Raw genomic sequence first — 13,060 nt, forward strand, 5'->3', positions numbered from 1 at the left:
TGCTTCATCAACTTCTCATCTTGTCAACCGCAGTACGTCCGCAACAGTCGTGCCCGGAGCCCGAGCTTCGGGAGCCAGGATTCGGATTTCGAGCTTCGGAGCGAGGTCGTTCACTCGTTCGTGGGTACGGGGAGGAGCTCGGGGCCGGGGCTTGATCTTCGGGCTCGGGGGTCGGGGTTCGAGCGCCGGGATTCGAGCGGTGTTGTTCAACTGGTTGGTTGAGGGTTTGGGGAAACCTTCTCCCGCACCTTCTGGTCGAGGGGCGCCCGTGACAACGAGTGGTGGGATGCCTTCCTCGCCGCGGGGGAACGCCGTTCCGCGCCGGGGACCGCAGAGGTCATGGAGACCGTGGAGGCTGCCGTGCCCGCCGTTTCCGTGCCGGTGTCGGTACCGCAGCAGCGCATCGCAGAGCCGGAGCCGCAGCCGGCTGCGGACCAGCCCTCGCCCGCCTTCCTCGTCCTGGCCCGCCTGGGCCGCGCCGACGCCCGTCTGGCCCTTTCGGCGGCGGACTGTGCGGCTCGGGGGGAGTTGGCGGCCGAGTGGTTCGCGCGGGGTGTGGATGCCGACTATCTGACGCGTGCTCTGATCGCCGCGCTTCCCGAGTCTGTGGGCTCGCCCTTCGGTCTCGTACGCCGCCGTCTCCGCGACAAGCTCCCGCCCCGTCTGCCCGGCACAGCCGCGGTCGCGTCGGGAACTCCCGTATGCCGCCTGATGATTGAGTGCACCGAATGCGGGGTGCCCGGAAGGCCGGAAGCCTTCCGCGATGAGTTGTGCGCTCCCTGCCGCCGACCCGATCCCGAACCGGCAGCCTGACCGCTATCCCCCGAACTATGCCTTGACGGCCTCGATGAACGGCGTCCAGGCGGACGCGGGGACGAGGAGCACGGGTCCTTCGGGGCGCTTGGAGTCGCGGACGGGGACGAGGTCCTGGTGACCGTCCGCGACTTCGAGGCAGTCGCCGCCTGAGGTGTTGCTGTGGCTGCTCCTACGCCAGATCGCGGTGCTCAAGTCGATTGGGGTGCACGCCATTTCGGTAGTCCTCTGCCGCTTTCTCGATCATTGCGAGGGACACCTCCGGCGGCAAGGCGGTGGCCCTCAGCAGATCGTACGACCTCCGATACTGCTTCACGAGGCCCGGATCATCGACGGTAACTCCGTGGTGCTGGCCCTCCGTGTAGGCGAGCGGAGGGGCGTCCGCGAAGTCCAGAACCAAGGCGTTGCCCTGCATGAGAGGGTGCGCTCCCGCGTTCCACGGAATGATCTGTGTAAAGATCCGTCCGCGCCTGGTGAGCTCGGCGATGTGGTCGAGCTGCTCGGCCATCTGCTGCGACGGCACGATCGGCAGGCGTAGCAGGGATTCGCTCAGGATGTTCCAGTACTGCGGGGTCCGGTGGTTCTTCTCGAAGAGTTGTGCCCGTGCCAGCCGCGCATCGACCTTGACATCGATCTCTTCCGGCAGGTCCGGCGTCCGTTCGACGCGGAACAGGGAACGTGCGTAGGGCTCTGTTTGGAGCAGCCCAGGGAAGACGGTCGGGGACCACTGCTCGATGGTCTCGGCGCGCTTCTCCGCGTCCAGTACACGCTCGAAGTACTCCGCATGCCCCTTCCGCCGGGCTTTCCGTACGTCCTCACACCGCCGCCCGAAGAACCCGTCCGTCTTCAGTACCCGGTCCACGTGCTGGGCCAGGTCGAGGGGCATCCGGCGGTGACCGTGCTCGATCTCGCTCAGGTACGTGATGCCGTAGAAGCTGCCGTCCGACAGCTTCTCCAGGGTCAGGCCCGCCTCCTCCCGCTTGAAGCGGAGTTCCTTGCCGTAGAACTGCGGGACGCCCGCCGAACCGTCGATCTCCTTGCATGTGGCCACCGTTGACCGCCTTTCGCGCTGTGCGTTGTGGAGCGGGAAGTCCTTTCACGGTAGAGGCCGATGCGGCAGCGTGTGAGGCGTTCGTCACAGTCGGCAACGAAAGGTGGACTTCCCCCCATGGACGACACGTACGACCTCGCCGCCCACGACATCGGCCCGGACATCGACGCGCTCCGTGCCGCGCTCGCCGTGCACGGCATCGCTCTGCCGTCGCTCGGGGTCGATCCGCTGACCCTCGCCGCGAGGACGACCCGGCCGCCGCTGGTGGCGCTCGGGAACTGCGATGTGGCGACCGCGCGCCGGATGGCCGAGGTGCTGCGTTCGGCGGCCGGTGGATGACTCCGCTGCCGTTCACGGTGGATCTGCTCGCCGTGCCGAAGGCCGTACCGGAGATGCGGCACACCCTGCGGGAGCGGTGCGGGGGTGTGGATTCGCCCGAGCTGCTGCTCTGTGTCAGCGAGTTGCTGACCAATGTGATCGTGCACCTCGGGGAGGGGACGCCGGTCACGCTCCGGGTCAGCGGTACGTGCACCGGCCGGGTCAGGGTCGAGCTGAGCGATCCCGAGCCGTGCGCCTGGCCGACGCAGCGCACCGCCGGTCCCGGCGACGAGTCGGGGCGGGGGCTGGTGCTCGTGGACGCGCTGGCGCTGCGGTGGGGCGTCGAGCAGGGGCCGTACGGGAAGACGGTCTGGTGCGAGCTGCGGGCGCCCGCCCGGCGGGGGCCCAAGGCGGCGGTCCGCCCCTCGGGCCCGTGGGGGCGAGGGGCGGACAGGTGAAGGAGGTCAGTGCAGGGTGAGCGGGGTCTCGGACTCGACGCGGGTCAGTTTCTCCGGGTTGCGTACGTAGTAGAGGCCGGTGATGAGGGTGTCCTCGATCCGGAACGCCACGACGCCGTCGATCTCGTCGTCCAGGCGCAGCACGAACGCCGGGTTGCCGTTGACCGGGGTGGGGCTGATGGTGATCGTGGCGGTGGTCTTGCCGGAGCTGCCGATGAGGTAGCGGGCCACCTTGTCGGCGCCGATGATCGGCCGTCGGGCTGCCTGCTTGATGCCGCCGCCGTCGCCGAGGAGGACGACGTCGGGGGCGAGTACGTCGAGGAGGCCCTGGAGGTCCCCGGTCTCCAGGGCGCGCCGGAACGAATCCACCGCCGCCCGGGAGACGCTCGCCGAGACCGCCGCGCGGGGGCGGCGGGCGTCGACGTGCCGACGGGCGCGGTGGGCGATCTGGCGGACGGCTGCCGGGCTCTTGTCGACGGCGGCGGCGATCTCGTCGTAGTCGACGTCGAAGACCTCCCGCAGCACGAAGACTGCGCGCTCCGTCGGCGACAGGGTTTCCAGGACGAGCATCAGGGCCATCGACACGCTTTCGGCGAGTTCGACATCTTCGGCCACGTCCGGCGAGGTGAGCACGGGTTCGGGAAGCCAGGGGCCGACGTACGCCTCCTTGCGGCGCGACAGCGTGCGCAGCCGGTTGAGCGCCTGGCGGGTGGTGATCCGGACCAGGTAGGCGCGCGGGTCGCGGACCTGTTCCGGATCGACCTCGACCCACCGCAGCCAGGTCTCCTGGAGGACGTCCTCCGCGTCGGCCGCCGATCCGAGCATCTCGTAGGCGACGGTGAAGAGGAGGTTGCGGTGGGCGACGAAGGCCTCGGTCGCCGGGTCGGTGGTGGCGCGCTCGTCGTGGTCGTCGTTCACGGCTGGCCTCTCTGCGGCTGTCGGCTATCGGTTGTCGGCTATCGGATTCCGGTCCTCAGGCCGTTTGTCCGGCGGCGGCCGGTGCCTTGTCGTGTGCGGGGCGCGGGCCGTTCTTGTGCGCCTCGTTCGCCAACTGCTTGACGGTGGTCCTGCAGACGAACTCCTTGAGCTTCCCACCGGGGCTGCCGGTCAGGAGCACCGGGATCGCGTGGTCGTTCATGGTGGCGAACTGGAAGATTCCGGCGCGGCGGCCCAGGCTGAGGCACTGGCCGGCGAACCGCACCTTGAGGGGCGCGGGTCGCTCGCCCGCGATCCGGCTGAGCACCGTGCGGGCGGCGCGCGCGCCCAGCTGGCCCGCGGCCTGGCAGCTCATCCGGAACGGCACGTCCACCGGTGCCGCCGCGTCCCCGGCCGCGATGATCCGCGCGTCGTCCACGCTCGTCAGCGTCCCATCCGTGAGCAGGCGGCCCACGGCGTCGGTGCTCAGCCCGCTGCGGGCGGCCAGGTCCGGTACGCCGAATCCGGCAGCCCAGACGGTGACCTTGCTGGGGAGTTCGCGGCCGTCGTCGAGCCGTACGGCGTCGCCGGTCACGGCTGCCACCCTCGCGCCGGGGCCCTCGACCACGGTCACGCCGAGTCCGGCGAGGGTCCGGGCGACCGAGCGGCGGCCCCGGGGGTGCAGATACGGGCCGAGTTCCTGGCCGCAGATCAGGGTCACGGCGCGGCCGTCCTCCGCCAGTTCGGCGGCGGTCTCGATGCCGGTCGGGCCGGAGCCGACGACGGTCACCGGGGCCGTCGCGGGTGCGGCGGCGAGGACCGGACGCAGCCGCCGCGCCTCCTCCAGGGTGGCGATCGGGTGGGCGAACTCCGCCGCGCCGGGCACGTCCGGTTCGGCGCTGCCGCTGCCCACCGCGTAGATCAGGTAGTCGTAGCCGACCGTGTCGCCGCTCGTCAGTTCCAGGCGGCGCCCGGCCGCGTCGATCGTCGCGACGCTGTCGACCACCAGCCGGATGTTCCCGGCCAGGACCTCCCCGTAGTCGACGACCGCGTCATGGTTGCCGCCGACCAGCTGGTGCAGGCGGATGCGCTCGACGAAGTCGGGGCGCGGGTTGATCAGCGTCACCTTCACGCCTTCGTCGTGCGCCAGCCGGTTGGCCGCGGTGACGCCCGCGTAACCCCCGCCGATGACGACGACATCGGTGTTCCTGTCCATGATCTCTCTCCGTCCGTTGCCCGGTTTCGGCATCAAGACACCGGACGGTGGAGTGCTGTGACGCGGCGTGAGGCAGATCACTCGCGAGGGCGCGGGGGCGGCCCGTGCCCACCCCGTACTACCGCGGCGGCAAGGGCGGACGCCGCCGGTCCGGGACGTCGTCGTACGTCGGCGGGGTCGCAGCCGGCTGGGCGGCCAGCAGGTCCAGGGCCACCCGTACCGCGTCGTCCAGCACCGCGTACCGGCCCTCCGCCCAGTCGAGGGGGGTGCGCAGGGCCTCCAGGTCCGGTTCGACGCCGTGGTTCTCGATGGACCAGCCGTAGGTGTCGAACCAGGCCGCGTTCATCGGCACCGTGATCACCGTGCCGTCGCCCAGCCTGGTCCGGCCGGTCATGCCGACGACGCCGCCCCAGGTCCGCTGGCCCACCACCGGGCCGAGCTTCAGCAGGCGGAACGCGGCGGTGATCATGTCGCCGTCGGAGGAGGTCGCCTCGTCGGCCAGGGCGACCACCGGGCCGCGCGGGGCGTTGGAGGCGTAGCTGACCGGCTGGGCGTTGCGGGTCAGGTCCCAGCCGAGGATGGTGCGGGTCAGCTTCTCGACCACCAGCTCGCTGATGTGGCCGCCCGCGTTGCCGCGCACGTCGACGATCAGGGCCGGCCGCGACACCTCCAGGCGCAGGTCCCGGTTGAACTGGGCCCAGCCCGATCCGCCCATGTCGGGGATGTGCAGATAGCCGCACTTGCCGCCGCTCAGCTCCCGTACGACCTCCCGGCGTTTGGACACCCAGTCCTGGTAGCGCAGCGGCCGCTCGTCGACCAGGGGTACGACGGCGACGCGGCGGGGGAGGCTCCCGTCCCCGGCCGGGCGGAAGGTGAGCTCGACCGTGGTGCCGCCCGCCGCGGTGAGGAGGGGGTACGGGCCGGCGACCGGGTCGACGGGGCGTCCGTCGACATGGGTGAGGACGGCGCCCTCCCGGACGCCCGTACCGGCCAGCGGGGAGCGGGCCTTGGAGTCGGAGGAGTCGCCGGGCAGGATGCGCCGGATCGTCCAGTCGCCGTCCCGGCACACCAGGTTCGCGCCGAGCAGGCCGATCGCCCGCTGGTAGTGCGGCGGGCCCTCGTTGCGGCGGGCGGGGGTCACGTACGCGTGGGAGGTGCCCAGTTCGCCCAGGACCTCGCGCATCAGGTCGGCGAACTCGTCGGGGGAGGCGACCCGTTCGACCAGCGGGCGGTACTGGTCGAGCACGGCCGTCCAGTCGATGCCGGACATGTCCGGGTCCCAGAAGTAGGAGCGGATGATGCGGCCGCCCTCCTCGTACGCCTGGCGCCACTCCGCCGCCGGGTCGACCTCGTGCAGGATGCGGCGCAGGTCGAGGTAGACCGTCGAGTCGCTGTCGGCGGGCTCGGTGGCGGGGACGGCGCGCAGCTCGCCCTCGTCCATGACGACCAGCCGGGTCGCGTCGCCGCTGACCGCGAACCAGTCGAGATGGCCGACCAGTTCGGTCTTCCTGGCCTTGACGATGTTGAAGTGTTCGAGGGTGGGCCGGCCCGACATGTCCGCCGGGTTGGCGAAGGTCTCGCCGAGCGCGCCGGAGATCGGCCAGCGCAGCCAGACCAGCCCGCCGCCGCTCACCGGGTGCAGGGCGGAGTACTTGGACGCGGAGACCGGGAAGGGCGTCACCCGGCTCTCCAGGCCCTCGAACTCGACGGTGACCGTCGAGGGGCCCTCGCCCGTGACGGCTTCGGGAATGTCGTCGGCCGGGTCGAGTCCGCCCGCCGCCGGGCGCCCCTCCGGGGACAGGGCGAACGGGGAGGGGGTGGCGGAGGAGAGCGGCACCAGGTAGGGGCGGCAGCCCAGGGGAAAGGAGAGGTCGCCGGTGTGGACGTCGTAGACCGGGTCGAAGCCGCGCCAGGAGAGGAAGGCGAGATAGCGTCCGTCGCCCGTGAAGACGGGGTTCTCGTCCTCGAAGCGGCCGTTGGTGACATCGACGATCACGGGCGAGCCGGTGCCCAGGATGCGGGCCAGCTTGATCTGGCGCAGCGAGCGGCCGATGCCGGGGTGCGACCAGGTCAGCCAGGCGCCGTCCGGGGAGAACGCCAGGTCGCGGACCGGGCCGTTGATGGAGCGGATCAGCTCGGTGGGCTCCCCGGTGGAGAGCTCCTCGTCGGTGTCCAGGAGCAGCAGCCGTCCGTCGTTCGTCGCGATGGCCAGCCGCTCGCCGTCCGGGTCGGCGATCAGCTCGTGGACCCGGCCGAGCTGTCCGGAGGCCAGCCGGCGCGGTGCGCGGTCGCCGCTGGCGCGCGGCAGGTAGGCGATCTCGATCGCGTCCTCGCCGTCGGCGTCCGTGACGTAGGCGACCTGGCCGCCGCTGCCGAGCATCTCGGGCAGCCGGACCCGGACCCCGGGGGTGTCGGCGATGGTGCGGGCGGGGCCGTCGCGGTGGGTGAGCCAGTACAGGCTGCCGCGTACGGTGACGGCGCTGGCCCGGCCCGTCTCGTCCACGGAGAGCGAGTCGATGTTGCTGGCGGCCGGGACCTGGTGGACGCGCCGTCCGGTGCGCGGGCCGCCGAGCCGGACGGCGAGCTTCCGCGGGACCGCGTCCGGCGAGGCCAGGTCGTCCACCAGCCAGAGATCGCCCGCGCACTGGTAGACGATCCGGTGGCCGTCGCTGGAGGCGTGCCGGGCGTAGAAGGCGTCGTGGTCGGTGTGGCGGCGCAGGTCGGTGCCGTCGGGGCGGCAGGAGTAGAGATTGCCGACGCCCTCGTGGTCGGAGAGGAAGGCGATCCGGCCGGCGACGAACATCGGGGAGGCGAGATGGCCGCCGATGTCCGGGAGCAGCCGCTTGCCGTGCAGCCAGAGCCGGCCGGTCGCGCCGCCCCGGTACCGCTTCCAGGCGGCGGGTTCGTGCGGGGGCGTGCCGGTGAGGAGCAGGGTGCGCCGCTCGCCGTCGATGTCGGCGACCGCGATGTCGGAGACCGGGCCCCAGGGCAGCTTGCCGCCGGGGCTGCCGTCGGTGGGGACGCTGTAGGCCCAGGAGACGTGCGAGAACGGCTGGTTGTGCGAGGAGACCGCGAGGATGTGGGCGGAGTCCTCGGGGTCGGGGGTCCAGCTGCAGACCCGGGTGTCCGTCGAGCCCCAGTAGGTGAGCCGGCGGGCCGGGCCGCCGTCGACCGGTGCGAGATGGATCTCGGGGTCGAGGGTGCGCCAGGTGGTGTACGCGATCCGGCTGCCGTCGGGGGAGAAGCGCGGGTGGCTGACCCGGGTCCGGTCGATGGTCAGCCGCCAGGCGCGGCCGGGCCGCTCTCCCTCGGGCGTGAGGGGGGCGACCCACAGGTCGTCCTCGGCCGCGAAGCAGAGCAGGTCGTCGTGGAGGTGCGGGAAACGGAGATACGCGACGTCGTCACTCACCCTCCAATGCTTTCCGCGCCGGAGGGCCCCGGCAACTCGTGGTGCGATACCAGTTGTGGCGCGGAACACAAGCGAAACGATTTCGTTTCGCTCGGCGGTCGGGGTACGGTCGATGTGTACGAAACAGTTTCGTTCGATTGACTGGCGTACGAGCAGCAGAAGTACGAGCACCGGAACAGGAGATCGACATGGCACGCACCCGGCTCACGCCCGAGCGCGAGAGCGAGCTGTACGCAGCCGTGCTCGACCTGCTCCGTGAAGTCGGTTACGACGCCCTGACCATGGACGCCGTCGCCGCGCGCACCCGTTCCAGCAAGGCGACCCTCTACCGCCAGTGGGGGAGCAAGCCCGAGCTGGTCGTCAAGGCCCTGCGGCACAACAAGCCGGTCACCCTCGCGGAGATCGACACCGGATCGCTGCGCGGCGACTTCCACGCCGTGCTGAGCGGTACCGACGACTGCCAGATGGAGAAGGACTCCGCGCTGATGCGGGGGCTGACCCATGCCGTCCACGAGAATCCCGATCTCCACCAGGCCCTGCGCGAACTGCTCATCGAGCCGGAGATGACCGGCCTCGACCTGATGCTGCGCCGAGCCGTGGACCGGGGCGAGGTGCGTCCGGACAACCCGGCGCTGAAATACGTGTCGCACATGGTGGTCGGCGCCTTCGCCGCCCGGCAGCTGGTCGAGGACCGCACGGTCGACCAGGCGTTCCTCATCGACTACTTCGACTCCGTGGTTCTCCCCGCACTCGGAGTCTGACCCCCCGGACCGCCCCGCGCGGCCCGTTCCCACCCGCACGGCCCCCTCCCCAAGCCCCACCTGACACGCCGCTCTCGTCGTCGGGCTGGTTCCTCACGCCCTTTTCCACTCACGACCCGACCCGGGAGTACCCCTCCGTGGCCACATTCCTCTACAAACTCGGACGGCTGTCCTTCCGGCGCCGCCGCTATGTCGCCCTGATCTGGGTGGCACTGCTGGCGCTCGCCGGATTCGGCGCGGCCTCCGCGTCCACCGCCACCTCCAGCTCCTTCTCGATCCCGGGCACGGAGGCGCAGCGCGCCTTCGACCTGCTGGAACAGCGCTTCCCCGGGGCCAGTGCCGACGGCGCGAGCGCCCGGGTCGTCTTCAAGGCCCCCGGCGGCGAGAAGATGACCGACCCGGCGAACAAGGCCGAGGTCGACAAGGTCATCGGCGAGCTGAAGTCCGGCTCGGACCAGATCGCCTCGGTCACCGACCCGTACACCGCGGGCGCCGTCAGCAAGAACGGCTCGACCGCGTACGTCTCGGTCTCCTACAAGGTCAACTCGATGGAGCTGACCGACGAGACCCGGGAGGCCCTGCAGGACGCGGGCCACGCGGCGCAGAAGAGCGGGATGACCGTGGAGATCGGCGGTGACGCGCTCATGGTGATCCCGGAGACCGGAGCCACCGAGATCATCGGTATCGCCATCGCCGCGGTGGTGCTGGTCATCACCTTCGGCTCGCTGATCGCCGCCGGGCTGCCGCTGCTCACCGCCCTGATCGGGGTCGGCATCGGCGTCTCCACGATCACCGCGCTGGCGAACGTACTGGACCTGGGCTCCACCACCGCCACCCTCGCGATGATGATCGGCCTCGCGGTCGGCATCGACTACGCGCTGTTCATCGTCTCTCGCTACCGCGCCGAGCTGGCCGAGGGCCGCGAGGGCGAGGAAGCGGCCGGACGGGCCGTCGGCACGGCGGGCTCCGCGGTCGTCTTCGCCGGTCTCACCGTCGTCATCGCGCTGGTCGGCCTCGCCGTCGTGAACATCCCGATGCTGTCGAAGATGGGCTTCGCCGCGGCCGGCACGGTCGCGATCGCCGTCCTCATCGCACTCACCCTGGTCCCGGCGGTGCTGGGCTTCGCCGGGAAGCGGGTCCTGGGACGCAAGGCGCGCAAGGCGGCCGAGGTCCCGGCCGGGACCGAGGGCAAGCCGAACATGGGCACCCGCTGGGCGCGGTTCGTGCTGCGCAAGCCGGTGTGGGTGCTGCTGGTCGGCGTCATCGGCCTCGGCACGGTCGCCGTACCGGCCGCGTCCCTGGAGATGGGCCTGCCCGACGACGGCTCCCAGCCCACCAGCACCACCCAGCGGCGCGCCTACGACCTGCTCTCCGAGGGCTTCGGCCCGGGCTTCAACGGGCCGCTGATGGTCGTCGTCGACACCGCGGACAGCTCCGACGGCAAGGCCGCCGCCAAGCAGGTCTCCGACGAGATCTCCGGCATGAAGGGCGTCGTCGCCGTCACCCCGGCCCAGTTCAACAAGGCCGGCGACACCGCGATGATCACCGTCGTCCCGAAGGACCGGCCGAGCTCCGTCGATACGGAGAACGTGGTCCACGCGATCCGTGACGCGGGCAAGGACATCGAGTCCGACACCGGCGCCGAGGTCCTGGTCACCGGCTCCACCGCGATGAACATCGACTTCTCGCAGAAGATGAACGACGCGCTGCTGCCGTATCTGGCGCTCGTGGTCGGACTCGCCTTCCTGCTGCTGATGGTGGTCTTCCGGTCGGTGCTGGTGCCGCTGAAGGCGGCCCTGGGCTTCCTGCTCTCGGTCGTCGCGGCCCTGGGCGCGGTCGTCGCGGTCTTCCAGTGGGGCTGGCTCGGCTCGCTCTTCGGGGTGGAGCAGACCGGTCCGATCATGTCGATGATGCCGATCTTCATGGTGGGCGTGGTCTTCGGCCTCGCGATGGACTACGAGGTCTTCCTGGTCACCCGGATGCGCGAGGCGTACATCCACGGCGAGAAGCCCGGCCAGGCGATCGTCACCGGCTTCCGGCACGGCGCACGGGTCGTCACGGCCGCGGCCGTGATCATGATGGCGGTCTTCGCGGGCTTCATCGGCTCCAGCGAGCAGATGGTCAAGATGATCGGCTTCTCGCTCGCCATCGCCGTCTTCTTCGACGCCTTCGTGGTCCGGATGGCGATCGTGCCCGCGGTCCTGGCCCTGCTCGGCCGCCGCGCCTGGGCGCTGCCGCGCTGGCTGGACCGGATCCTGCCGAACGTGGACGTGGAGGGCGAGGGGCTGCGCGAGCAGCTCGACGAGACGCCCGGCGGCGACGCCGGGGGCGAGCGCGAGCTGGCCCGGGTCTGAGCCGCCCGGTCCGGGGCCTGCCGGGCCGTGGAAGGGCCTGCGGGGTCCGCGCCTGAGCGGGGCGCGGCCCCGGACGCGCCGGTTGCCTGTGGGGGACGGGGCCGGGGCAATGAGAAGCCCCCGTACGGGTCTGCTGCCGTACGGGGGCTTCTGTCATGCGGGCGGGGTGTGCGCCTTCGTCACGCGTGCGCGGGTCTGGCGCTCTCGGTGTGTGTGCGGTGCAGAAAGCGGACCAGCGGCGCGCTGTCGAACTGCACCACCTCCACACCCTCCTTCGAATGGACCTCCACGACCAGCTGCGTCCGTCCGCAGGGCCATACACGGACGCCGCCGCGCTCGGTGGGGGAGTGCAGCCCGCCCTCCAGCAGATCGCGGTCGAAGGCCCATTCGTCGCCACCGGGGAAGGCGACGTGGACGGCGCGCGGGTCCTTTTCGGAGTCGTACAGCAGGTCGACCGGGACGGCGGGGAGGTCGGGGGTGTCGTTGACGAGCCAGGCATCTGCCTGTTCATGGATCACGGGGGGCATGGAACGACTCCTCCTGTGCGTACTGCTTCGCCCTCCAATGTCCCATATTTTCCGCAAACAGCACGAGCGGCAGTTGTGACGCAGTCGCTCTTGCGAGGTGTTTGCAACAAGGTCCTATCATTGAGCGGTTCACGACATTGTCCGCAGCAACGCAGGACCGCAGGAAGCGGAGCCCCCCATGCATGTACCCGACGGATTCATCGACGCGCCCGTCTCCGCCGCCGCCGGAGTCGTCGCGGCCGGTGCGGTCGCCGTCAGCCTGCGGGGCGCCCGGCGCGAGCTGGACGAGCGCACCGCGCCGCTCGCCGGTCTCGTCGCCGCGTTCATCTTCGCCGTGCAGATGCTCAACTTCCCGGTCGCGGCGGGCACCAGCGGGCATCTGCTGGGCGGGGCGCTGGCGGCGATCCTGGTCGGGCCGTACACCGGTGTGCTCTGCGTCACCGTCGTCCTGCTCATGCAGGGCATCCTCTTCGCCGACGGCGGCCTCACCGCGCTCGGCGTGAACGTGCTCGACATGGGCATCGCCACCACCGTCGTCGCGTACGCCCTCTTCCGCGGGCTGCTCGGGGTGCTGCCGAAGACCCGCCGCTCCGTGACCGTCGCGTCCTTCGTCGCCGCCCTGGTCTCCGTGCCGGCCGCGGCCTGCGCCTTCACGCTGATCTACTGGATCGGCGGCACCACCGACATCCCGATCGGCAAGGTCTTCACCGCGATGGTCGGGGTCCACGTCCTGATCGGCATCGGCGAGGCCGTGATCACCGCGCTGACCGTCGGTGCCGTCATCGCCGTACGCCCCGACCTGGTCCACGGCGCCCGCGGGCTCACCTCCTCGCTCAAGCTCCGGGTCGACGGCGAACTCGTCGACGCCCCCGCCCGGCAGCCGGCCGCCCCGGCCGCCGCCCGCTCCCACCGGGGCATCTGGGCCACCGGCCTGGTCACCGCCCTCGTCCTGGCGGGCTTCGTCTCCTACTACGCCTCCGCCAGCCCCGACGGCCTGGAGAAGGTCGCCGCCGACCAGGGCATCGACAAGAAGACCGAGGAACACGCGGCCAAGGACTCCCCGCTCGCCGACTACGGCGTCAAGGACGTCTCCGACGCCCGGATCTCCGGCGGCCTCGCCGGAGTGATCGGCGTCGGCGCCACGGTCGTGGCCGGCAGCGGGGTCTTCTTCGTGGTCCGCCGCCGTCGCACGCCGGACGCCCCCACGGACACCACGCGCGACAAGGAATCCGTCTGAC

12 protein-coding genes are annotated in these 13,060 nt (G+C 71.1%); 6 read left to right on the forward strand and 6 right to left on the reverse strand.

What is annotated here, in order from left to right; all coding sequences use genetic code 11:
* The first annotated feature begins 339 nt into the window (after positions 1–339).
* Positions 340–813 (forward strand): hypothetical protein, encoded by a 474-nt coding sequence (locus tag IE107_RS21665; protein WP_189545495.1) that lies wholly within the window; start codon positions 340–342, stop codon positions 811–813.
* A 15-nt stretch (positions 814–828) separates the two neighbouring features.
* On the opposite strand, the gene IE107_RS21670 is transcribed toward IE107_RS21665, so the two are convergent.
* Together IE107_RS21670 and IE107_RS21675 are read right to left on the reverse strand one after the other, a co-directional pair.
* Positions 829–1,029, reverse strand: coding sequence for a DUF397 domain-containing protein (locus IE107_RS21670; protein WP_189545496.1), 201 nt, complete (start codon positions 1,027–1,029; stop codon positions 829–831).
* Complete coding sequence (locus tag IE107_RS21675) at positions 986–1,864, reverse strand: helix-turn-helix domain-containing protein (RefSeq protein WP_189545497.1); 879 nt, start codon at positions 1,862–1,864, stop codon at positions 986–988. The genes IE107_RS21670 and IE107_RS21675 overlap by 44 nt, the downstream gene beginning before the upstream one ends.
* A 117-nt stretch (positions 1,865–1,981) precedes the next feature.
* Here IE107_RS21675 and IE107_RS21680 point away from each other — a divergent pair, with 117 nt between their 5' ends.
* A complete protein-coding gene (locus IE107_RS21680) occupies positions 1,982–2,203 on the forward strand; it encodes a hypothetical protein (RefSeq protein ID WP_189545498.1) in 222 nt (73 codons plus the stop codon).
* Positions 2,200–2,640, forward strand: a complete 441-nt coding sequence (locus IE107_RS21685) for an ATP-binding protein (protein WP_229867150.1) — start codon at positions 2,200–2,202, stop codon at positions 2,638–2,640. Before IE107_RS21680 ends, IE107_RS21685 begins: the two co-directional genes overlap by 4 nt.
* Before the next feature lie 6 nt (positions 2,641–2,646).
* Here the strand turns inward: IE107_RS21685 and IE107_RS21690 are convergent, their stop codons facing one another.
* The 3 genes from IE107_RS21690 to IE107_RS21700 all read right to left on the reverse strand — a co-directional run bounded on the left by IE107_RS21690 (position 2,647) and on the right by IE107_RS21700 (position 8,180).
* A complete protein-coding gene (locus IE107_RS21690) occupies positions 2,647–3,558 on the reverse strand; it encodes an RNA polymerase sigma-70 factor (protein WP_189545499.1) in 912 nt (303 codons plus the stop codon).
* Positions 3,559–3,613: 55 nt separating this feature from the next.
* Positions 3,614–4,771: an NAD(P)/FAD-dependent oxidoreductase gene (locus IE107_RS21695; RefSeq protein ID WP_189545500.1), complete on the reverse strand. Its 1,158-nt coding sequence runs from the start codon at positions 4,769–4,771 to the stop codon at positions 3,614–3,616.
* Between the two features lie 118 nt (positions 4,772–4,889).
* Positions 4,890–8,180, reverse strand: coding sequence for a S41 family peptidase (locus tag IE107_RS21700; RefSeq protein ID WP_189545501.1), 3,291 nt, complete (start codon positions 8,178–8,180; stop codon positions 4,890–4,892).
* A 188-nt stretch (positions 8,181–8,368) separates the two neighbouring features.
* Between IE107_RS21700 and IE107_RS21705 the strand changes: the two genes are divergently transcribed.
* A complete protein-coding gene (locus IE107_RS21705; RefSeq protein ID WP_189545502.1) occupies positions 8,369–8,941 on the forward strand; it encodes a TetR/AcrR family transcriptional regulator in 573 nt (190 codons plus the stop codon).
* 137 nt (positions 8,942–9,078) lie between these two features.
* Positions 9,079–11,295: an MMPL family transporter gene (locus tag IE107_RS21710; protein ID WP_189545503.1), complete on the forward strand. Its 2,217-nt coding sequence runs from the start codon at positions 9,079–9,081 to the stop codon at positions 11,293–11,295.
* 179 nt (positions 11,296–11,474) lie between these two features.
* On the opposite strand, the gene IE107_RS21715 is transcribed toward IE107_RS21710, so the two are convergent.
* A complete protein-coding gene (locus IE107_RS21715) occupies positions 11,475–11,822 on the reverse strand; it encodes an SsgA family sporulation/cell division regulator (RefSeq protein ID WP_189545504.1) in 348 nt (115 codons plus the stop codon).
* 178 nt (positions 11,823–12,000) lie between these two features.
* Between IE107_RS21715 and IE107_RS21720 the strand changes: the two genes are divergently transcribed.
* The gene (locus IE107_RS21720; RefSeq protein WP_189545505.1) at positions 12,001–13,059 is read left to right on the forward strand and encodes an energy-coupling factor ABC transporter permease; all 1,059 of its coding nucleotides are present in this window, start codon (positions 12,001–12,003) and stop codon (positions 13,057–13,059) included.
* Position 13,060: the final 1 nt, after the last annotated feature.

Origin of the sequence: Streptomyces gelaticus, assembly GCF_014649535.1 — a bacterium.
Lineage (GTDB): Bacteria > Actinomycetota > Actinomycetes > Streptomycetales > Streptomycetaceae > Streptomyces > Streptomyces gelaticus.